The following is a 24,062-nucleotide window of genomic DNA, read 5'->3' on the forward strand; positions in this document are numbered from 1 at the left end:
ATGACACATAGTATTACTCGGGTTGTATTTTTAATTTATATATTTTTATCTTCATTTAGTGTGCTTGCCTCTTTAGAAGAGAAATATTGTGATACATCATCTGTAAATACATTAAAAGGGAAAGTTGTAAACGTAAAATTAATAAAAAACGTTTCTGAATTTACTGATTTTGTTGGTAGCTTTAATCATACCAAAAGTACGACTATCCGCTTTTCTGATATAGAAGTATACAAAGGGAATTTAAAAGTAGAGACTGCTTTTGTCTCAAATGAAGTAGGTCAGAACGTAGTACGTTCTGACTATAGATTGGCTTCATTCGGCAGAATATCGCCTTCAGCCGGCATACATTATGCTCGTGGTGTAGCTTTTATTAGTTGTACCAAGAGTATTTTTGTGACAGAAAAAACAGTTCCTAAAGTATCTTTAACACAACCAAAAACCGCAGCTACAATCTATTTGAATGAATTTCAAACTATTAAATTCTCTGCATTTGATGCTGGTAATGATTTAAAGACCCTAAAAATTAAAAAAGGCAATAAAGTTGTTAAAACCTGCAGATCAAATTTCAGTAATTGCAGCTTTTCATTCAAAGGAACTGCATTTGGTCAATATAAATTCACCGCAGTCGCTGAAGACAGCTTTGGTATAAAAAGTACATCTAGTCCTACAGCAACGGTCAATGTGGTTGAGAGAAACACATCGCCTGTAGTTACCCTAAGTGCTGATAAGAAATTAGTTAATTCTGGCGGTAGTGTAAAATTTACATTAACTGCCAAAGATAAAAATATGCAACGTATCAATCAAATAAAATCATTTAACTTTTGCGTTGGCAGCACCTGTAATCCGGTCTCTTATTATAAATCGAGTTGTGCCACTGCTGGTACAAATCTTAGTTGTAGCTTTGATTTAAGAGTTTCCAGCAACACCACTTTTAAAGCAGTCGCCACTGATAGCGGCGCACCTGTATTTAAAGAACTTAAAGATATTGTTCTCAACGATACTCCAACAGTATCTGTTAAAAGCAGTAATGCAAGCCCTTTTATTGGTGAGTCATTTACTATTGAATCAACAGCAAACGATGCGCAAGGTTTAAACACATATCAAATATGTGAATACCCAGCGGGGACTATACCTAGCTCGCCAACAAAATGCAGCGGCTCCAAGTTACTTAAAACTTGTGATGTAAGTTCATCCGTTTGTCGCTTTGCCATTAGTAAAAATATGGCAAGTACCTATAGTTATTATATTTATGCTGAAGATAGTCATGGCTTAGCACAACACACAAATGTAGCGGTAAATGTATTAGCGCCATTTGGCGTGAGGTTAGAGCAATTACCGACTACGCTAACACTTGATAAAGCCGTTACCTTAACAGCAAAAGTTGGTGCATTAACAAGCCAAGCTAACGCTCTGAAATCGCTGAAACTCTTAGTTAATGGTACGGAGCAATCGGTTACGATTAGCCCGAGTCTAAGTACCCCGCAACCTCTGCCCAGTGATAATCGCAAACATAAAACGTTCAGCCTAACTTGGACACCTAAAACAGCAGGTGACATATCTGTTCAGGTAGTTGTCACTGATACTGACGAAAAATCTAAAACCAGTGCAGCAGTGACTGGTAAGGTTACATTGCCTAAACCGGGCGTTCCAAAAGTAACTATTGGCGCGCAAACTGCTGGCCAATACTCAGTAAATATCGCATCAGTAAGTCATGCACAAACTTACAAACTTTTTGAAAATAATAAGTTTTATGGTGAGTACTCAAGCCAAAGTCCAAATGTACTGATCAGCAAAGGCTATAATCTACACAATACAACTTTTGCCTATTGTGCAAGTGCTAAAAATATTGTCAATGGGAAAGTACAGGAGAGCTCTAAGGGAGTGGGTGATAAATGTAGTTCTATTACAATAAATAATCAGCAACCAACTCCTGTTGCACCAACCTTTTCAGCACACAATTTACAACAAAGTGGCCCTTATAGAATTAGTTGGCAAAATAATAATGATGGCTTAACAAGTTATTATAAGTTGGAAAGATGGCAGGGAACTGCTGCTGACTCGCAAACCGCAGCTAAAACTGTTATTTCAACTACGCAAGGGTTGTTCAAAGATATTACGGGTCTACAACTCGGTAATTACACCTATCAATTATCCGCTTGTAATAGCCAAAACCTATGTACTTTAGGGCAGCAACTTACTTTTAATCATATACCCGCCTATATACAGCAAGCTGAACTTAATAGCAGTTGTGGCAGTAATTGCTTAAAAATAAAGGGCCTTGGTTTTAACTCTAAAAGTATGAGTTTAGCTGTAAGACTACGCAATACGGCGGAGGTTTTTAATTACTCGCTATCTAGTGCTCAGTTGAGTTATATAGATGACTATAACTTGCAATTTAAAGCACCATTACGAGTAATTGAAGGTTTAAATAATGGTGGTTTGTATCTAGAGCTAGGTAACGGTGTATCAGATGCTGAAAAAGGCTCAATCATCGTAGACAACACGGGTGCTAATGCTGGCTTTGACATGATTTTACATGCCCCAGTTATAAGTTCTACCGGGTCAATTTATTTGGGCAGCGGTAATGATATATACGCACTTAGTTCATCAGGGCAAGAGCGTTGGAAAGTAACAACAGGTGGCCAAGTCGTTGCTATGCCATTGTTAACTACTAAAAATGGCCGCGACAATATCGTTGTTGGCTCTTTTGATCACAAAGTTTACTCATTAAATCATGATGGTGTTGAGCAATGGGTTACCCAAACTCGAGGACCTATAAAAGCCGCTGCGCAAATTGATCAACATAACAATATTTATGTTGGCTCTATGGACAAAGCTCTCTATTCGCTTGATCAAAACACGGGTGCCGTACAGTGGCAATATATTTTAACCAGTGGCATTACTCAGCAACCAATTGTTGCAGCAAATAATAAAATTTATGTTACCACCGAAGATAAACAACTGCATATTATCGATAGAACGAGTGTCAGCCTCAATGCATTAAAATGGGATGACATTGACAGTTCACTGATTAAAAATTTATTAAATAATGAACCTGATGGTTGGCAACCATCACAACAAAGCCAAAATATTATTCAAATTACTAAACTATTTTATGCATTATTACAGCGTGCGCCAACCAAAGCAGAGTTAACCTTTTTTGCTTATGCTCAGCAGTTGGGTGTAGAAAATATTGAACTGATCTATGCATTTTTAAATTCAGATGAAGGCTTAGTTAATTTACCGCTAGCCGATAGTAATAGTGTATTTATTAATAAACTTTATACTTTATTGTTTGCGGCCAATAACCCCGTAGTAAAAGGCAAAACAAAAGCGCAGTGGTTAGCACAGCTAAACCAAGGGCTAACACGCGCCGCTTTAATCGATGAGCTGATTTTTTCAGCCTCGCGCTTTGATATTATTGCCAATAATACGGTTTATTATTTTTATGACTTTTGTTTAAGCTCGCGTAATTGCCAATACGATACGGACTCTGACGGCGATAACCTTTCAGATGAAGTCGAAATTCTATTAGGGCAAAATCCACTCGATCCGCGTGATGGCTTAAGCGATAAACCAAGCTTGAGCTATGCTGAACTTGGTTTAGGCCAATATGAACTAAACTTTAACCACCCAGCAGCAACTACATTTTATGAGTTAAGCCAGTCATATAACGCACAAAGTGAGCGGTTATTAGCCTCAGTAACTAACAATCGTTATGCTGTAGATTTGGCTAATGGCGAATATCAATTTTGGGCTGAAGCTTGTATTGAAGTAACGCTTAAAACTGGCCAAGTTAAAAAGCAATGTTCAGAGCGCTCCGATCCTGCCACAATTTTAGTAACCACTAGCGTGCAAGAAGCAGCCATTAATGTGGCCTTAAATGAGTCAGTTGCTGAAAAAAATTGGCCAGGTATAGATGCGCTTAACACATCAGCATCATTTTCACCGACATTAGGCAGTTTTAGAGTCACTGAAAATGGCTCTGCTAATTATACGGTTCCTATCTCGTTGCCAGCAGGAATTGCTGGTGTGCAACCTGAAGTGGCGCTTACCTATGATTCCCAAACACCAGAGACGTCAGTGGGACTTGGTTGGGGCATAAGTGCTGGCTCTTCTATTAGCCGCTGTCGTCAAACAGTTGCGCAAGATGGCCAATTTAGTGGCTTAACGTTTACTGAGTCTGATCGCTATTGTTTAGATGGCCAACGCCTTATTTTACTCGATGGTAGCTATGCTGAAGGCGAAGTTGGTGCTACTTATAAAACCGAAATAGACAGTCAGCTATTAATAACAATTGCAAACACGACAACTGGTAGCAAAAAAATGTTTGTTGTTGAAGGTAAAGACGGTAGTAAAAAATACTATGGTGGTACGTTAAATTCAGAAGTAGCAATAGCAGCAGATAAAGTACTGACATGGAACATCCGTAAAATTTACGACAACTTAGAAAACGACAGCACAGCCATTAACTTTAGCTATACAGACAAAAATTCGAGCAATTCAGCGGATCTAGGGTTTGGCGAAAAAGCCTTAGCACAAATTAGTTATAGCGGTAATAAAGTTGTTTTTGAATATCAAGCTGGTGACATTCGCAGCCAAGCATATGTAAATGGTAGTGAATTTACTGCCCGTGCACAGTTAAATGGTATTAAAGTTTATAACCATAGGAATGAGCCGCTTTTTAATTACAATTTAACATTTGAAAGTGCAGCAAATGGAGTTCGATTACTTAAATCTGTAGCGCAGTGTTCAAATTATGTGTGCAAAAAGCCCATTGAGTTTGAGTACAACGAATTTAATAACAGCTTAAACTTTGAAGCTTATCACACTGTATTTTATACCAGTTCCGGCAATAAGTTAGCCGCAGTGACGCAAATAGATACGCAAGGCGACGGTAAACCCGAACTTGCCACGCTTGAGCGAGTAGATAATAAGCAGTATTTGCTATGTTTGAACTTCACTGATGGCACTAATTCAAAGGTGTGTAAAACTATTTACCGCTCTGATCGCGCTGATATTGTGCAAATGATGGCAGTTGATCCGGAAGGGGATGGTAAGCAAGTGCTGTGGGTCAACATGCGTGATAAGCATTCTCGTGACACTGATTATTATTGGTATCAATATGGCTTTAATGAGAATAATAGTTCCATAGATTATAGCCTCTTACCATTAATCGGCACTGATAGATATATGACCGATATTAGGCTTGGTGATCTGGATGGCGATGGTTATGCTGATATCATTCATAAAAGAGGCAGTGATGATGAAAAACTCTATGCTCGTTTTTGGGATCAGGATACGCAAAGTTATAAGGCTAAAGTTGGCTTAGGCATTATAACCCAAAACAATGAGCGTATAGGTAGAACCATAAGTTACCAGCGTAACCTTGTGGAAGATGACACGCCATGGTACATGCTGGATCTAAATTTTGATGGCTTAGCAGATATACTAACGCTCGGTTGTAGCAGCTATAAGTGCGATGGTAATACTGAAGTAGACCAGATCTCAGCCTATATAAATACCAATAATGGCAAAGACTTAGAACAAGTTGTTATTCGCAGTGGTAAGGCAAAACACTTACAACCAAATGATTTTAATGGCGATGGTTTAGTTGACTTGTTATTTTATGATATAAGCGACGACAACTGGAAAATTTTACTTAACGAGGGTGGCGAAGAACTTAAGTTTACTCAAGTATTTAGAGTAGGCAATATGAGCGAGCATATTGCACCGCTTAGTATTGATATCGACCGTGATGGTAAACTCGAACTGTTCTTTATAGAGGAGGGATCAAGTACTTGGACTGCTTATCAGTGGGATCCTCGCTCTAAATATTTTTATAAAAATGCAAACTTAGCCTTTAATACCTCTGGTATTAATTATGAAGAAGGTGATTATGCGTATTTCACCGATCACAACCATGATGCTGTGCCCGATATATTCTTTAAAGATGGTAATCGCATCCAGGTTAAGTACAACCTAAACGAAGTATTCAGCCAAGGCATGCTACGCGAAGTGAGCCAAGGCTATGGTAGTAAAACCGTTATTGATTATGGCTTAATGTCTGATCCACAATTATATAGCAAATATAATTTAGAAAACGCGGCACAATACCCAGCAGCAAGTGAAAACCAATCGGCCGCAGCAGATAGAGCGCTCTATGATGCGCAAAACCTCAATGTTACGGATTTAATAGGTTCATCACCACTTGTTAAAACAGTGACAACCGACAGTCCAAGTACCTTGTCACCCAGTGATACTTTATCGGTTAACTACAGTTATGCTGGTGCGAGGTTGCAATTTGGTGGCCGTGGTTGGCTGGGCTTTAGAAAGCTCACAACCGAAACTGAAAAAGACGGTTACAGGTTTGAAACCAATACTTATTACCGCCAAGCATTTCCGTTTATTGGCATGCCTGATAAAACCGAAAAATACATGGTCTCAGGTAGTAGCAAAACATTATTAAGCTCTGCGGCTAATAGCTACACCAATGTAGCGTCGGTTAATGCTAATAGTTTAACCAGTTATCAAGTGTATAACGCCAACACCAAAGAATGCTCCGCTCGTATTGATACAGACTTAACCGTGAGTGGTTATAACTGTACAGTAACAACCACTGTGCAAGATGAACATGCCAATGTGTCTGAGTTAACGGTCGATAAATACGAGCAAAGCCATGGGTTTTTAGAGTCGCTCGGTTCTGGTGTTTCACTGTCATCTGTAGTTACAGCAAATAACTACGGCACAAGTGATTACGATAAACGTTTTGGCCGTTTAAGTGCGACCACGGTTACTCAAAGCCAAGACGGGCTTACACCTGTTACACGTAATACAGCGTTTAGCTATTACCCAAGCAACCATCAAAATGAAGGCATGTTACAAAGTGAAATAGTTATGCCACAAGGTGGTTGTGATAGCTACCTAAAAACAACCCATAGCTATGATGCACTGGGTAATGAAATTGCAATACAAACAACAAACTTACCTAGTTGTAATAATGCAGCAGGGCAAAAGCATCAAACACGCAGTAAAAGCTCAACCTTTGATAATGAAGGGCGCTACGCAGTATCTACTGCTAACGATTTATTTACCGAGCAAACGGTGAATAGCCGTAACAAGTTTGGTCAGCCAACAGCAGTAACCGATGTAAATGGCACCAATGCGTATTTTCAATATGATGTGTTTGGCAGCAAAGTATCAAGTTATAGTGCCACTGGCGCGCAAACGAGTACGTATATGAGTGACTGCGATAGCAGTAATTGTGTGGCACAAGTTAATAAGCTAGTTAATGGCGAATTGGTTGAAAAGCAATACATTGATAAAGCAGGGCGCACAACGGCAGCAAGTAAAATTACCGTATTGGGTGATTGGTTAACCGCTTATACTCAGTATGATAAACACGGCCGTTCACTGAGCCAAACATCACCTGGTATGTTGGCTATTACCAGCAGCTATGATGTGTTTGACAGACCAACACAAATTGACGATCCCAATTCAAACATTACTACCAACTATGAATTGAGTGGTTTTGAAGAAACCGTCACCTTAACGGGCGATATCCCCGAAGGCACGCAAGTTAAAACCACGCTCAGTAATGCGCTTGGCCAAACAGCTTCTGTGACCGATAACGCTGGTAATGTTTTAACCTATACCTATGATGTACTGGGTAATTTAAAAACAGTGCATTCATCAGCCGATAATCAAATATTATCAACAATTGAATACGACGCTTTAGGTCGTAAAAAATCAATGAATGATAAAGACCGTGGTAATTGGCGCTATACCTACACCGCCTTTGGTGAGCTTAAAACGCAAACCGATGCACGGGGCGTTGTTACAACCAATACCTACGACATCCTAGGCCGTAAAACAAAGCAAACAGTCACCGGTGAGCAAACCAGTCAATGGCTGTTTGGCACCGGTAATACGGTTCACCAATTGGTGTCGGAGAGTATTGGCAATGAATGGCAAAAGAATTACTACTACGATAACGTTGGCCGCGCGGTAGCCAGTTTAACCAATGTTGAAAGTGCCCTAAATTGTACCAGTATGGTGGCATTTAACAGTCGTAGTAACGATTTACGTTACACAGATGCACGCCTTAACGACCCGCTAACTAGTCGTTGTATAATACAGCAAACAAACTATGATGAGTTTGGCAGACCACTACTTAGTTTTGATGATTACCGTCGAGATGCTAGCGGTAAGTATAGCGAGGCACGCGGCATACATACCACGTATCAAAACGGCCAAGTACTTAAACGCCAAGAAGCCCGCGAAGGCACAAGCTTTGGCCGTGTGTATTATCAAGTCAATGCGCTCAACGACCGTGGCCAAGTAATTGGCTACAACAAAGGCCAAGAGTTGATGACGGTAAGCTATGATGATGCAGGCCATGTAGCAGGTATTAGTACAAGTACCGACTATATTCAAGCGGATACGTATAACTTTGACGGCATGGGTAATTTAACCTCACGCCATTTAACGGCATCGCAGCAACAAACCTTTGCTTATGATAACCTTAACCGTGTTACTACGGTCGATGGTCAAGTTGTTTATAGTTATGCTGATAACGGTAATTTAGAGCGTAAAGACGATTGGGAGCAGCGCTATAACGAAACGGCAAACTCACCTATTCATGGCATAAGCAGTCGCAGTAAAGGCACCATGACCGAAACCTTTGGTTATGATAAAAACGGTAACCAAACTTGGGCGAAGAAAAACGGCACTAATTGGCGTACTGTTACCTACAGTGGCCGTAATAAAGCCACTGAAATTAGCATTAATGGTAAAAAGGCATTCTTTAAATATGATGCCAATAACCGCCGTTATAAACGCGTAGACACTGAGCAAACAATTTATTACGTAGGCGCACTAGAGCTGACGGTTAACCACACAGTGAACGATCAATATATCAAACGCTATATTGGTAACGACGCCATGCAAACCTATTACGCCGCGGGTAATGCCAGCATAAAATGGTTGTTTACCGACCATCAAGGCTCCATTACTGCCATTACTGATGGCAGTTTTAAACTGTTAAAACGCTTTGCTTATGATGTATTTGGTCAACAATCTGAGATTGCCCCGACTGCGCTTGAAGCACAACTTTATTATGCCCAGCAAAGTAACTTAAGTGCCTTTAATGCGATTGCCAGCAATACCCGTGGCTACACTGGCCACGAACAAGTGATGCTCGACGGTGATAACCGCGTGATCCACATGAATGGCCGTATCTACGACGCCGGCACCGGCCGTATGATGCAAGCCGATCCCGTAGTACAAGCACCGAGTAATTTACAAAACTACAACGCGTACAGTTATGTGTTGAATAATCCGTTGAGCAGAATAGATCCAAGTGGCTATATCTCATTAAACCCGTTTAAGAAAATAACTCGAGGTTTGATTAAAGGAGCTACAAAAATATTCGGTGCTGAATTAGTAAATTTAGTTGGCTCTGTTGTATCAACATATTTTGGAGGGCCATGGGGCGCAGCTGCTTGGAGTTATGAATTTACAAGGGCAATGGGGGGCTCATCTTCTCAAGCTTTCAGAGCAGGTGCTATTGCAGGCATAACAGCAGCAGCTTTTCAACAAGTTGGAGAACATTTTAAAGCCGAGTTTGGTATTACAGCAGAATCTGGTGTAACGTTCTCAGATTTGGGGGTTGGGCAGCAGTTACAATGGGCGGGTACGCATGCAATGGTTGGTGGTATTTCTTCTGTAGCTTCTGGCGGCAAGTTTGGACATGGTTTCATTTCTGCGGGTTTCACAAAACTAGCAATGGGTAATGCAGGGTTTAATATGAACAACCGTAAATGGTCTGCTATAGCTGGAAGAACCACTATTGCGGCTGTAATTGGTGGAACGACAAGCTCCTTGACTGGTGGCAAGTTTGCTAATGGTGCTAAGACTGCAGCAATGATGCACTTGCTTAATGCTGAAGGTCAAACTGCATATGAAATGAACCGTGCTAGCAAGTGGTCATGGGAAGAGTATTTCAATAGGTTCGGTAGGATAGCATTAGCTGAACTTCAAGTAGTTGGTGGGCTGGCATCTTCTGTTGTTGGTGGAGGACTTTGTGCATCCGGTTGGGCGTGCTTATTGGGAGCCCCTCTTTCGATACACGGCGCTGCAAATACCCAAGAAGGTTTAGGAAAAATAGCTATGGAATCTGGTTTTAATGTTAAACCAGAAAACTATGCTAGAGAATTTTGGACTGAGATGACAGGTAACGAAAATACTTATTATTACGTAGATAGCGCACTAATAGTTGGTGGGATCATAAAGGCACCAGTGCTAAACTTATATCAGCACACAAGCAGGCCTCTCTTCCATCCTGACGTGATACAAAACTCTGTACCTATGTATGGAAAATTTAGTACGCCAATATTGGCTAATGATTTAGCGAGTATTTATATGAACAGCAAAACAATAAACGGAAACTAGCATGCCTTTACTAATAATAATTATTAGTTTAATGATTTTTATGGTCGGTCTGAAAGTCAGATACAGTAAGTATCTCCACTTGTTAATATATGGAACACCTATGTTCTTTATTATAATAATGCTAAAGGATATGGAGATTAATTTATGTGAGCGAATTATTGGAGGGTTTACTTTTCTTCTTATTCTTATAGCTTTGTGGGTGTTTCCGAACAAGAATCTATAATTACTAACAAAGTTAAAAAGCCAAAGAGGTTAAATGTTGACTTCAAACATCAAGGAATAGAGTAAACAAATAAATAGGGTCAGGTCTTTCTTTTTGCCTTCTTATCATGATAGTTATTTTTAATAAGGATTTTAAATAAAATGTTATTAAGAAAAATAATAGGGGTCAGATCACTTGCTTCATAATACTTTGTCATGATTGTTCAGGTATTGGTATATGAGTAGTGTTGTGAAGCAACGAACCTAGCTCCTGTAATTTTCTTATAAGCTGATATAGGCAGTGTGGTTTGATGGTGACGATGTGGCAACGGATTGTAGCTCTTGGGGAAATTGGAAACGGGCAAATGTTCGTTATTTCACTTATTAATGAGTCATTGTTATGCAAACATTTAAAAGAACAATAGCAATAAAATTAACCCTGATAGCACTTTTAACAGGGTTATCGTTTTTCTCACATGCTAAAGATATCAACTGTAAAGGCACCGTTACTGCGGTGATGGATTACCCTGCATACTGTGATGGTGGTTATGCGTTTATAACCACAGGTTCAAATGGTAAGTGGATATGCCCAGCGTCTGACAAAGGCAATGCTATTGTGCTGGCTGCGAATAAATCGGTGGATGTGTATATCAACAACAATAATGATGCAAAACTTTACCCAGTTATGTTAAGTCCCGCTATATCATAATTAGATCTTAACCGCATAAATAAAGGAATATGAATGAAAACCTGCTTGTTATTAATTTTACTGGTTTTTATAAGCCCATCACTCAGCGCTAAGCGTTATTGGCCTAGTGAATTAGTTAATTGGACTTTGTCTTTAAACAATGGTGTTGCTTATATCTCTTCCCCCCAGTTTGCGGAGCATTGCTCATATTCTCGTGGGCAAATTAATATGGATGGTACAGAGTTTAATAAAGCACAATATGCTTATGCGCTATCCGCGAAAGCCAAAGATAAAAAATTAAAATACGTAGTAGACAGCGAGCAAACAACTTGCATTATAACTGGCCTGCAAGAAGTCGCTAGATAGATATAACGACTAAATCTATATAAGGAAATAAGAAGTGAAAATCAGAGTTTTTATAATGTGTGTATTCACACTATTTATTCATACAAAAGCCTTTGCTGGTTATGACAGTAATATTCGCGGCGAGCTTGAAGGTGTATACGTTTATACAGATCATGATGCTATTTATTTTCGTTTTAAAACTCAGCCAGCGAGCCACGAAACCTGTAAAGCAAATTTTTTTGTAATTAGTGGCACTGTGCCACAAGAGCGCAGGGATCAGCTATTGTCCCGCTTAATGCTGGCGCTGGCTTCCAAAGAGCAAGTAAATATTGGTTATGATTCGCAAGGTAATTGTGCCAATGGTTATATTCGTGTTCATCGGGTTGGCTAAAATGTTTAAGGAAAAAAGATTATGAAGGCAGTTATATACACACTATTATTGGCTTATTCAGGTTCTGCATTTGCAAGTTTTAACTGCACCGTTGATGTGCAAAGGGTGCTTGTGTACGCAACGGGTGGCATTAATATCTTGCATACAGGGCGTGGTGATTATACTAATATTTGTAATTTAAACAGTACTTGGAAAGGAGTTGAGCCATTAACTTGCGCTATGTGGACCAGCTTGTTACAAAATTCTCAAGTTAATGCACAAAAAGTGATCTTTTATTATCCAGGCGACGGTAGCTGTAAGGAGCTTGCAACTTATGGCAATACACCAGCCCCAGTTTATATTGGAACAATAAAATGATGAAAACGAAAGTTATACTCTGTTTATTCCTTTTTGCTGTATTTTCATCAAAAGCGATGAACACTAGAGGATACCACCAAATTAGCCAAATCTATACTTGGGGAGATTACACGCAAGGGGTTTTTAAAGTTACATTAAAAAATCAAAGCGAATCAATCCAAAGCAACTGCCCCGCTGGCTTTTGGTTGGATGGGGCAAATGATAAAAACAGCGCTATTTATAGCACCGCCCTAGCTGCCTATCACAGTAATACTAAAGTGATGCTTCATGCTGATGAAAATCAAGATTGGAGTGGCTTAAGCTCGAAAGAGTGCAAATTAAAATTGATTGTTCTAGAACCAAAATAAGGATATTTATGAAAAAGCTTTTGGTAATTTTTACAGCTTTTATTTCGTTAAATTTAACAGCTGCACCCACTTGGCACACAGCCAAAGCAGATAGCGTTTATCCATTGGCTAATGGTGGCTTTATTTTGACCTTTAAGGCTGATAACGCAACCTGTAAAAATAATAGTAACCCCAAATATTACTATGTGTCCGAAGGTAAAAATGGCGTTACTCAAGCTGCTATTGCTAATTTTTTGTCGGTTGCGCTTGTTGCTGGTTCATCAGATAAAGAGTTAACTATTAGTTTTGATAACGAAAGTACCACTTGTGACATTAATCGGCTATTTATCAAATTTTAATTCCCTTTTAGGTATTTCATTTTGCTAGCGGACATTTATCCTGTGAAGTTTAAGTCGATTTGTTAGAATTGCTCGGTTTGCTGTTTCAATGATTGAAAATAACCCTCCCCATGGAATGGGCCAGTTTTTTGGGTATGATTAAAAAGGATAGGGGACACCCGTGATTGCACTTTTATTTGATATTGTTGGTATGACAGGTACGTTTTTAGTGGTTGGCGCGTTTTTTATGCTACAACTGGGTAAAGCTAAACCTACTGGGCTTTTATATAACATGATGAACTTATCTGGCGCTATTTTGTTGCTAATAAGTCTTTGTTATAACTTTAATTTGGCAAGTTTTGTAATCGAAATATTTTGGATCGCAGCGTCATTAATTGGTTTATACAAATACCTAAAAGCTAAACAGACTACAGCTGTAGCCTAAATTTATAAATTAATAGAGAAAAACTCTCACGCCGTGTCACATTTGTATTAATATTGTAAGTGCTACGTTATTTTATGATGTAGAAACTCTAATAAAAAATATAGGTGTAAAGCGGCGTAATGATTTTAAAGCTAACGGCATGTCTTTTTTTATGTGTTTATACAGCCCCTTTATTGGCGAGTGATGCTGATGATTTATTTGTGCTTAGCTTTGAAGATTTGCTTGACGTTCATGTCGATATCGCCTCAAAAACGTTAGAAACTCTCGCTTCAGCCCCCTCAACTATTACTGTTTTTAACCGCAAAAAAATAACCTTGCTTGGGGTGAATAATGCGTTTGAATTGATGAATTTTGTTCCAGGTATGCAATCTACGCGTGGTGATTGGGTAGGCGCTGTACCAAAAGATCACGCAAGGGGTGTGTATCTTGATAGCGGCAATATTTTAGTGATGGTCAACGGTGAGCGTTTAAATGAGTCATCATTTGGCAAAGCGTCAGTTTATATGCCTTATATACCTGTAGAAATCATTGATAAAGTTGAATTTATACGTGGCCCTGGCTCTGCATTATATGGCAGTAATGCATTCTTAGGGGTGATGAATATAGTGACTAAAAGCCAAAATAATGAAATGTCGCTGGCTGTGGGGAATGTAGGTCAAACTGGCGCTGCATTCTCGGTTAGTCATCAAGTTGATCAGCAAACACATCTATTTGCTAATGGCGCGTATAACCAAAAAAGTGGCAAGCGTTATCCACAAGGGGTTAACGATCCGCTGCAATCAGTTTACTTTGAAGCGGGTGTCGATATCAATAAACTGGCTGTGAGAGCGCGTTATAACCAGGTTGAACTGAATGAGTTTTTAAACCTTGGTGGTTATTCTGACAGTAACCAACATCGTAGTGAGAATACTTTTCTATCAGTAGGTTATGATTGGCTTGAAACGGATACACGTACTTTGGCTACAAAAATAGCGTATGCGCATCATCAAATACAAAGTGCTGGATTAATTGCACCGGCAGCCACTTTACCTAACGCTAGTTATGATTTTTTTGTTGGTCCTGATTGGCATACAACGGATTTAACTGTCAGTGTAGAGGCCAGTCAGCAATTTAATAATGGTTGGTCAATCAATTCAGGCTTGCAATATAGCCGTGCAGAGCAACATAAAGCGGACTTACGTGTTAATTATTTTGATGTAAACAGCGGTGAAATTATTGTTGAGGATCCGTTTTATCAAGGGGGGATTGTTACAATCAGTAGTTATGCGCCATTTCAGAGTTTGCAATCGACTTTTGAAACCCGAAGTATTTATGGGCAAATCAAAGTGCCTTTTACTGAGCAATTGAGCTTATTTTTAGGGGCACGTTATGATGATGTTAAAGCGATAGACAGTAAATTATCGCCGCGCATTTCCGCAATCTACTCACCAACTCGCGCGCATACTTTTAAATTACAATACGGTGAGTCGTTTCGCACTCCTGTGACGAATGAATTGTATTCAGATGATGATGTGACTAAGGGCAATCCAAACTTAAAGTCTGAATATGTTAAAACCACAGAGCTTGTTTGGCGCTACGAGGGACAAGATTGGCATATTAATTCAGTGCTTTTTTATAATCAGCTTGTTGATTTTATTAATCTAGTGCCAAACTCTGCCGTCAATAATCAGTTTAGTTTTGAAAACCAATTAGATGACATTAATCGTGGTGTTGAATTAGATAGCATGATCCACATCACTAGTGATTTATCAGTGGAAGCGACCTACAGCGAGTATTTTGATACGCCCATTAAGCCAACGTTTAAACGCTTTGCTAGTATGATTGCTAATTATCATTATCAGCAATGGGTGCTGAGCCTTAATGGTGTTTGGCGCGATGCCGTCAGTGGCCCGACAATGACAAACGACTTTACTCAACCGGCTTACTTGTTGCTAGGCGCAGCTGTGAGTTGGCAGTTTTCTGCACGCAGTGAAATTAGTTTTAAAGCCCATAATATCTTAGATAAGCACTACCGTGTGTACGATCCAAGAGTCACCGATGGCGCTGTTGCTGGTGTCGGCAGTGAATACTCGGTACACTATCAAATCAAATTTTAAGTTTTAGGGGCGCTCAGCTATGCCCTTTGGTTGATCATGCTACGTTTTCCCCGAAAAATATTAATCGCTGTTGCCATTTTAATTAGTGTGCTGTTGCTTAGTTTTTTATTTGGCCGACACTATGATTTAAGTCAAGCAAAGCAGCAAGCTGACCTCCAAGTGAATCAATTGCGTAATTATCTTGATACTGAACTCTCTCGTTTTGCAACTATCCCTCATTTAGTTACTGATAACCAGTTACTCTCTGCATTTATTAGCGATACTGATCAGCCCGTGCAGCCTATTAATAATTATTTGGCCGATATCCAACAAGCCAGTGGTGCATCAGACGTCTATGTCCTTAATCGCGAAGGGGATGTTATTGCATCGAGCAATTGGCAACTTGATTACAGTTATATCGGTAATAACTTTGCATTTCGCCCGTATTTTTATCAGGCATTAGCGGGTAATAAAATTGCCTATTTTGCCTTAGGCTCACGCTCTAAAGAGCGCGGTATTTATTTTTCTGAACCGATTTATCGCGGTGCGCAAGTGATTGGCGTGGTCACCTTAAAAGTGAATGTGTCTAAGTTTGAAACTGATCGACAATTACTGAATGCGTCCCACGCTAGCCATTTTTATTTAAGCTTAGACGATAATATTATCGCTATGTCCGATAGTCCATTATGGCGACTCAATTCGCTGCATAGCCTTAGCGCAGGCGACTACCAACATTTTAAGACAAGTCGTCGCTATCTAGATTATATACCAAAAGTTATCACAGCTGAGCACATTACCAGCCAAGGGATATCACTGTTATACATTAATGATGCTGCGAATAAACGCAGTAAATATGTGCCTGCCAGTGCGCCGATTGAGCGACTGAATGCAAAAATAACGGTGCTTGTTGATATATCGTCGGTGAATATTAATCAACTAGGGCGGTTGTTTTGGTTGAGTGTGATTTATGCCGGAGGGTTAATGCTTTTTTATAGCTTAATGGCACGCTTTGCTGGCTATAGAAAATTACTTTTTTCTCGCCACAGCCTTGAGCAAGAAGTTATAGAGCGCACTCATGCCCTCGAAAAAGCACAAACAGCGCTGCTGCAAACAGCCAAATTGGCCACCATAGGTCAACTCAGCGCGGGTATTAATCATGAGATTAACCAACCCTTGAGTGCAATGAGTACGTATTTGGTTAGTGCTAAACGCTTGATTGCCAAAGGTGATATTACAAAGGCAGCTGAAAATATTGTTATTGTGCAATCGTTGATCGAACGAGTACATAAAATTGTTGGACAATTAAAGCACTTTAGTAAACCGGCACAAACACAGTTAAGAGAGCAAAGCTTAAACCAGTTACTTAAAAATGCCATGGTGATCGCCTCCGCGCAATTAAAGCAGGATGATGTCAACGTTAACACCGCTGATATTGCTGACACTGTAAAAGTATGGGTTGATGGTATTAAATTTGAGCAAGTATTAGTGAATGTGCTCACCAATGCTAGCCAAGCAATGGCCGACAGTCCTGTGCGAGAGCTGAGTTTTGAAATAGAGCAGTTTGATGACCGCGTTAAGCTGTCTATTTTGGATACTGGGCCTGGTATAGAGTTGCATATGCTGGGGACTATTTTTGAGCCTTTTTATAGCACTAAATCGACTAATGGCCTTGGCTTAGGGCTATCTATTTCTAAGCAAATCATTAATTCATTTAATGGCTGTTTAACTGCACATAATCGCCCAGGCGGTGGTGCTCAATTTATTATTACCTTAGCAAGTACTAAAGGAGTGTTATGAATACGTTAGCAATTGATTGTAAGCAAGTTATTGTTATTGATGACGAAGCAATGATCCGCGATTCACTTGACCAATTGCTGACACTCGAAGGCTATCAAGTACAGTGTTTTAGCGATCCAATGAGTGCTTTATCAAAACTTAATCGTCGTTTTAACGGGGTGGTGCTCAGTGATATTAATATGCCGAAAATGGATGGGCTGGCTTTTTTAGAACAAGTTCAAGCATTTGATAGCGAATTACCGGTGATCTTTCTGACTGGATTTGCTGATGTATCGGTGGCCGTTAAAGCCATGCAATTAGGGGCTTACGACTTATTTGAAAAACCCCTTACAGAGCAGTTATTAGATTGTATTGCCAGAGCGTGTGATAAGCGTGCCTTGGTAATGGAAAATCGTGCTTTAAAACTAGCGGTAGAAAAAACGTCAGCCCCAGGTGTACGGATCTTAGGGGAAACCGTGCAAATGCAGCAAATGATGCACTTGCTCAATGCGGTGAGCGACACTCCCGCAGATGTGATGATTGAAGGTGAAACTGGCACCGGTAAAGAGTTAGTTGCACGCTTTTTACACGATCAAAGCAGCCGTTCAAACTGTAATTTTGTGGCAATTAACTGTGGTGCCATACCAGAGCAACTGATTGAAAGTGAACTATTTGGTGCGGCCAGCGGTGCGTTTACAGGGGCAACACACAGTCGCCAAGGTAAATTTGAGTTTGCTCAAGGTGGTACGGTGTTTTTAGATGAGATAGAAAGCACACCGGCATCATTGCAAGTAAAGTTACTTCGCGTTTTAGAAGAGCGAAAAGTGACCCCCGTCGGCGTTAATACCGCCGTTGACTTAGACATACGTATTGTTGCGGCAACCAAAGTTGATTTATTATCCTTGGTCGAAAAAGGGGACTTTAGAGCTGACTTATATTATCGACTCAATTTAGTGAAGGTAAGTATTCCGGCATTGCGTGATAGAAAAGCTGATATTCCTTTATTATTCAAACATTTCAGCTCAATTGCCGCAACTCGTTTTCATAAACCTCCCGCTCCTTTAAGCAGCGATATATTACAGCGTTTACTTAGTTATCAGTGGCCAGGTAATGTCAGAGAGCTTAGAAACCAAGCTGAACGAGCGGTGCTACTGGGCGCCGAATTAGCGTTCGCCAATACCGAAAATAATAATGGTAGTGAGTTATCGCCCGATCTGAGTTTGGCGGAAAAAGTATGTTTTTATGAGCAATCTTTAATCGAAGAAGCCCTTGAACGCCATCAAGGTAGTATTAAAGAAACCATGAATACCTTACAAATTGCCCGTAAAACTTTGTATGACAAAATGAATAAATATAGCCTCAACCGTGACATGTTTATTGATTGACCAGAACTTTGCTTCAGGGATTTACTCGCTCAGCTTGATTTGATGGGTGGAAATGGTGACAGCCACGCTTTGAGAGTGTGTGGGATCCCGCACTTTTTATTGCAAGCAGAATTCAAGTTTGATTTTAAGTATTTGAATATTTTAAACTTTACTGTTTTATAAGCAGTTGGCAGTAAACTTGCCTTTATTAGCGGGAACAACAAATGATTCTAATAATAAGGGTACACAATGATAATAATAGACAAAAAACTAATCCCTGTTTTTGTAGCCACAAGTTTTGCAGCTGCTTGCTTTGGGCAAAGTGTTCATGCCGCAGAGTATGACATTTATGGTAAAGCAGAAGTGCAAATTGCTAATACTGACAACGGCGTAATGCGTTATGCTAAAAAAGGAACGCAAATCGATGCGCCTTTTTCACGTATTGGTGTGAAAGGGCAACATGTACTCACTGATTCGTTAAAAGCGGTATTTAAATACGAAGTGCAAGTAAAGGGTTTTGAGCACGATGATACAGATGAGCCATTCAGCGCCCGCAATACTTATTTAGGTTTAGCGGGAAATTTTGGTGAAGTTGTGGTTGGTCGAAACGATACTCGCTTTAAGTATTCAGAAGGTAAAGTCGATAACTTCAATGAAACTCAAGCCGATATTGCTCAATTACTACCCGGTCAAGATCGCCTTGGTGATACCATAACGTATAGTTCAAAATCATATGCGGGAGCTCAGTTATCACTTACCTATGCTTTGAAGGATGACAGCGCCAATAATGAAGCAGGCTATGCCGCTACGTTAATATACGGTGACCGTGGTTTAAAAAATAAAAATTATTACGTGGCGATCAGCCATATTGATTCACTCAATAATATCAATGCCAGTCGTGTTGTTGGCGCGTGGCAAAAAAATGATTTACAACTAGGTGCTATTTACCAGCACAGTGAGTCAGTAGATGGTACTAAATCAGGAAACGGCTATGTGTTGAGTGCCAGTTATACCATTGACAAATGGCAGCCAAAACTACAATTTGCCAGTGATGACTCAACTATTCGCCAAAGTACTAAGGGCAACCAGTGGACTGCAGGTGTGGATTATTTATTTGATAAACAAACTACCGCGTACTTATTTTATACTGACTTAGATTTGCAACAGCAAACGGATAGTAGCTTAGCCCTTGGCTTAAAGTATAAATTTTAATAGGGGTTTAATATGAGCACACAAACTTTAGACGATAAACCTGAAAAAAATCCAATGATACAGATGTTGCTATTGTTATTGGGCCCTGCGGTCATGTTACTTACGTGTTTGATCGACCCTCCTGCTGGCATGAGTAGCGCTGCTCTTCGTACTTCAGGATTAGCGTTTTGGATGGCATCATGGTGGGTGAGTGAGGTGGTTCCTATTCCGGCTACTGCGCTACTGCCGCTGGTATTTTCTCCGTTGGCTGACATTGCTGCGATAAAAAGTGTCGCTGCACCGTATGCGCACCCATTAATATTCTTGTTTTTAGGCGGCTTTTTGATCTCCATTGCGATGGAGCGTTGGGGCTTACACAAGCGCATTGCTTTACGTACTATGCTTTACGCGGGTTCAAAACCGAGTTTGCAGATATTAGCGATGATGTTAGTAACGGCATTCTTATCAATGTGGATGTCAAATACTGCAACAGCAGTGATGATGTTACCTATTGCTATGTCTATCACTCATTTAGTGCAAAAATCTAATCCAAATAATAATGGTTTTGGTAAAGCACTGTTACTTTCTATTGCTTATGGTGCCAGCATTGGCGGCATTGCAACTTTAATTGGTACGCCACCGAATGCATTGATGGCCGCTTATTTATCAGACAGTTATAAAATTGAAATTGGTTTTGCGCAATGGATGATGGTGGGTGTGCCATTGTCACTGACTATGTTGATCATTTGTTGGCTGTGGCTGACCAAGTTTGCTTATAAAGTTGATAAAACGGATGAAAAACCTCAAAAAGTCGACACCAAGTCACTATTTCGTTCGCAGTTAAAAGATCTAGGCACTATGCAGCGCGCTGAAAAAGGGGTGTTATGGGTGTTTTTATTTGCCGCTGTGTGCTGGATATTTAGACCTCTGATCGCTGATTTTTCTGGTTTAAAAATATCGGATACCGGTATTGCCATTGCCGCTGCATTATTATTATTTGTCTTGCCGGCGAATAAAGGCCGTGATGAACGTATTCTTGATTGGCAAAGTGCGGCAGGAGTTCCTTGGGGAGTGTTATTGTTATTTGGTGGTGGCTTAACCCTAGCGGCACAAATAAAATCATCAGGTTTGGCTGAATACATAGCTCATATGATTGAAGGCGCCAGCGCCATTCCATTAGTATTGAGTGTGTTAGCAATTGCAACCTTGATCACCTTCTTAACTGAGATCACCAGTAATACAGCAACCGCAGCCGGATTTTTACCACTACTTGGCCCTGTTGCCGAGTCAGTCACAGGTACACCATTGGTCTGGGTTATTCCTGCGGCTATAGCCTGTAGTTGTGCGTTTATGATGCCTGTTGCTACTCCGCCTAATGCCATTGTGTTTGGCTCAGGGCAAATTAAAATGCAGGATATGATCAAAGCTGGCTTTGCATTAAATATTGTTGCAATTGCGCTGATCACATTTGTCACTATGACCCTTGCGGCATCGGTATTTAATTTTTAAGTAATTTAAAGTTACCCAACCGGAGCGCTATTTGTTTGTTGATAGCGCTCTATATCAAAACCATTATTCCTTGCAATCAATAGCTTGCCTAAATCGCTTTTAATTCCAACGACACTCCCATCTTAAGGTGGTTGGGTTATATATTGCCCCTTATAAGAAACAAAGTTATAGTGGTTTAATCTTTATTTCGTTTATGGGTATGCCTTTGTCTGACACAGATACTATATGCAATGTTGATCTAAAAGCGCAGTTTGATGAAATGCAGCGACATTTTGATGATCAGCCATATTTAGCATTACCACAGCGGATCCGTTTATTAAAATCGTTAAAGCGTGAATTGTTGATATTAGAAGCTGAACTAGTCGCTGCAAGTTCGAAAGACTTTGGCTTTCGTACTGCTTTTGATACGATTTTGGGTGATATATTGCCGACGGTCAAAACGATCAGCCACACCATCAAGCATTTACCTAAATGGGCAAAAGATTCACCGCGAAAAGCGGGTTTGAGCCTAGCGCCATCAAAAGTTGCTGTGAGCTATCAACCCAAGGGAGTAGTGGGAATAATTTCCCCATGGAATTACCCAATTCAATTATCAATTGTGCCGGTGATCACCGCTATTGCCGCAGGTAATCGGGTATTATTAAAGGTCAGTGAATTTACTCCGCACACCAATCAAGTACTCAAAAAACTATTTACAGGCGAGCTTAGCGAACATTGCGCAGTGATCGAAGGTGAAGCGCAATTAAGTCAACAGTTTAGCTGTTTGCCATTCGCACACTTATTTTTTACCGGCTCTACAGCTGTAGGGCGCCATGTTATGGCCGCTGCGAGTAAAAACCTTACCCCAGTCACTCTTGAGTTAGGCGGAAAATCCCCAGTCATTATTACTGAGCAAGTAGATATAGATAAGGCGGCTAAAGCTATTTTATTTGGTAAAATGACCAATGCAGGGCAGATTTGTGTTGCCCCCGATTATGTTTTAGTGCCTGAAAAGTTACAGCACCAGTTAGTCAGAAGTCTCTGTAGCTTATATAAAAAACATTATAAATTAGGTGTTGAAGGTAAAAATTTAACATCGGTTATTAGCAGTCATCATTTTCAGCGCTTAACAGATTTATTGGCAGATGCACAGCAACAGGGCGCACAAATAATTAAGCCTTTAGATGAAAACCAAAGTGACGAACATAAGCACCGTCTTGGTTTGCATATTGTGACTGATGTAAATGACAATATGAGGTTGATGCAAGAAGAACTGTTTGGGCCAATTCTTGCTATAGTTACTTACCAGCAACTCAGCCAAGCGATTGATTTTTTAAACCAACGTCCTCAACCGTTAGCTTTGTATATAATGGGACAAAATAAACAGCTCAATGCCCATATTCAGCACCATACTCAAAGTGGTACATTTGCCATTAATGACACCTTAATGCAGGTGACTGCTGATGATGCGCCATTTGGCGGCTTAGGTGCTTCTGGGATGGGAAATTATCACGGTATTGAAGGCTTTTTAACCTTTAGTCATGCTCGCAATACATTGAAAACGGGTGGTTTTAATCCTAAATTAGGATTGTTACTGGCGCAAAATAAGATATTGATTAAAATACTTAAATGGTTGTACTTGCGGCCATAAATAGGCGTTAAGTACAATCCAATAGCGTTTTAACTGGCAGTTAAAACATCCGATTTTCGCCCGCATAAAGGCCTGCTTGGATTTTTTCATACAATGCATCAGCTTTTTCTTTGGCTTCTGCAATTTGCGTAGGCATCAGCTTGCGCTCATCTAGCTTACGACTGTGACTGGCATCTAAACTACCATTATATTCAGCAACAGTATTCCATATGTATGATTTTTCTATATTTTTTTCGACTCCATGGCCTTCGAAATACATCAGTGCCATATTAAACTGTGCTAGCGTATAATTGTTACCTGCGGCTTTTTCATACCATTTAATAGCTTCTTTATAATCTTGCGCAACGCCATCGCCGTTGGCGTACATCACACCTAAGTTAAACTGAGCGGCGGGCAAGTTTTTTGCTGCTGCTTGCTTAAAGAGTGTAACGGACATTTGTTTATCAAGTTTAACGCCTTTACCTTCTTGATAAAGCACAGCTAATGCAAACATTGAGTCGACGTGGTGCTTATTAACGCCTTGCTGATAAAGTTCAGCTGCTTTGTGATAATCGCGTGTTACGCCGTGGCCACCTTCATATAGCTGTCCTAGCTCGTAAATTCCAGGTGCAAAGCCTTTTTCTGCAAGGTAGTTAAACTCTCTAAGTGCGTCTTCAAATTGTCCTTCATTGGCTGCACGGATCCCTTCTTCAAGCCCCGCATGAGCAACACCACAGATGCTAAGTGCACCGACCATCAACCATATTTTAAACTTCGGCTGCCACATGACAATACCTCCTATTAGCGTGTTACTGTTTAATCTTAGTCCCAACAACCACAATTGCCCAGTTTCGCACTATAAATGATAACCCTTAGACATAAGATACAGATATTACAGAAAATTTAAAGAAATAAAAAAGCCCCAAAGGGGCTTTTTGGGTCATATCAACCGTCACCGATATGAGCAATGTAGCAAGTGAATGTGATCTTTAAAT

The 24,062-nt window shown here is 40.1% G+C and carries 15 protein-coding genes; 14 read left to right on the forward strand and 1 reads right to left on the reverse strand.

Annotation, left to right across the window (positions count from 1 at the left end; all coding sequences use genetic code 11):
• The 14 genes from J7338_RS01015 to J7338_RS01080 all read left to right on the forward strand — a co-directional run bounded on the left by J7338_RS01015 (position 1) and on the right by J7338_RS01080 (position 23,088).
• Positions 1–10,452 (forward strand): FG-GAP-like repeat-containing protein, encoded by a 10,452-nt coding sequence (locus tag J7338_RS01015; RefSeq protein ID WP_210794773.1) that lies wholly within the window; start codon positions 1–3, stop codon positions 10,450–10,452.
• Between the two features lie 601 nt (positions 10,453–11,053).
• Positions 11,054–11,362, forward strand: coding sequence for a hypothetical protein (locus J7338_RS01020; protein WP_210794775.1), 309 nt, complete (start codon positions 11,054–11,056; stop codon positions 11,360–11,362).
• Positions 11,363–11,395: 33 nt separating this feature from the next.
• Positions 11,396–11,707, forward strand: coding sequence for a hypothetical protein (locus tag J7338_RS01025; RefSeq protein WP_210794777.1), 312 nt, complete (start codon positions 11,396–11,398; stop codon positions 11,705–11,707).
• Between the two features lie 34 nt (positions 11,708–11,741).
• A complete protein-coding gene (locus J7338_RS01030; RefSeq protein ID WP_210794779.1) occupies positions 11,742–12,077 on the forward strand; it encodes a hypothetical protein in 336 nt (111 codons plus the stop codon).
• A gap of 21 nt (positions 12,078–12,098) precedes the next feature.
• Complete coding sequence (locus tag J7338_RS01035) at positions 12,099–12,434, forward strand: hypothetical protein (RefSeq protein WP_210794782.1); 336 nt, start codon at positions 12,099–12,101, stop codon at positions 12,432–12,434.
• Positions 12,431–12,781: a hypothetical protein gene (locus J7338_RS01040; RefSeq protein ID WP_228732886.1), complete on the forward strand. Its 351-nt coding sequence runs from the start codon at positions 12,431–12,433 to the stop codon at positions 12,779–12,781. Before J7338_RS01035 ends, J7338_RS01040 begins: the two co-directional genes overlap by 4 nt.
• An 8-nt stretch (positions 12,782–12,789) precedes the next feature.
• Positions 12,790–13,119 (forward strand): hypothetical protein, encoded by a 330-nt coding sequence (locus J7338_RS01045; protein WP_210794784.1) that lies wholly within the window; start codon positions 12,790–12,792, stop codon positions 13,117–13,119.
• A 160-nt stretch (positions 13,120–13,279) separates the two neighbouring features.
• Positions 13,280–13,543 (forward strand): CBU_0592 family membrane protein, encoded by a 264-nt coding sequence (locus tag J7338_RS01050; RefSeq protein WP_210794786.1) that lies wholly within the window; start codon positions 13,280–13,282, stop codon positions 13,541–13,543.
• 119 nt (positions 13,544–13,662) lie between these two features.
• Positions 13,663–15,639 carry a TonB-dependent receptor plug domain-containing protein gene (locus J7338_RS01055; RefSeq protein WP_210794788.1) on the forward strand — a complete coding sequence of 659 codons (1,977 nt, stop codon included), beginning with the start codon at positions 13,663–13,665 and terminating at the stop codon, positions 15,637–15,639.
• 36 nt (positions 15,640–15,675) lie between these two features.
• Positions 15,676–17,415, forward strand: a complete 1,740-nt coding sequence (locus tag J7338_RS01060; RefSeq protein ID WP_210794790.1) for a sensor histidine kinase — start codon at positions 15,676–15,678, stop codon at positions 17,413–17,415.
• Positions 17,412–18,779, forward strand: a complete 1,368-nt coding sequence (locus J7338_RS01065; protein ID WP_210794792.1) for a sigma-54-dependent transcriptional regulator — start codon at positions 17,412–17,414, stop codon at positions 18,777–18,779. Before J7338_RS01060 ends, J7338_RS01065 begins: the two co-directional genes overlap by 4 nt.
• A 228-nt stretch (positions 18,780–19,007) precedes the next feature.
• Positions 19,008–19,970, forward strand: a complete 963-nt coding sequence (locus J7338_RS01070; protein ID WP_210794794.1) for a porin — start codon at positions 19,008–19,010, stop codon at positions 19,968–19,970.
• Positions 19,971–19,982: 12 nt separating this feature from the next.
• Complete coding sequence (locus J7338_RS01075; RefSeq protein ID WP_210794796.1) at positions 19,983–21,458, forward strand: SLC13 family permease; 1,476 nt, start codon at positions 19,983–19,985, stop codon at positions 21,456–21,458.
• A gap of 199 nt (positions 21,459–21,657) precedes the next feature.
• The gene (locus J7338_RS01080; protein ID WP_228732887.1) at positions 21,658–23,088 is read left to right on the forward strand and encodes a coniferyl aldehyde dehydrogenase; all 1,431 of its coding nucleotides are present in this window, start codon (positions 21,658–21,660) and stop codon (positions 23,086–23,088) included.
• 40 nt (positions 23,089–23,128) lie between these two features.
• On the opposite strand, the gene J7338_RS01085 is transcribed toward J7338_RS01080, so the two are convergent.
• Positions 23,129–23,854, reverse strand: coding sequence for a tetratricopeptide repeat protein (locus tag J7338_RS01085; protein WP_210794799.1), 726 nt, complete (start codon positions 23,852–23,854; stop codon positions 23,129–23,131).
• Positions 23,855–24,062: the final 208 nt, after the last annotated feature.

The organism is Pseudoalteromonas ostreae, assembly GCF_018069805.1.
In the GTDB taxonomy this organism is placed as follows: Bacteria; Pseudomonadota; Gammaproteobacteria; order Enterobacterales; family Alteromonadaceae; genus Pseudoalteromonas; species Pseudoalteromonas ostreae.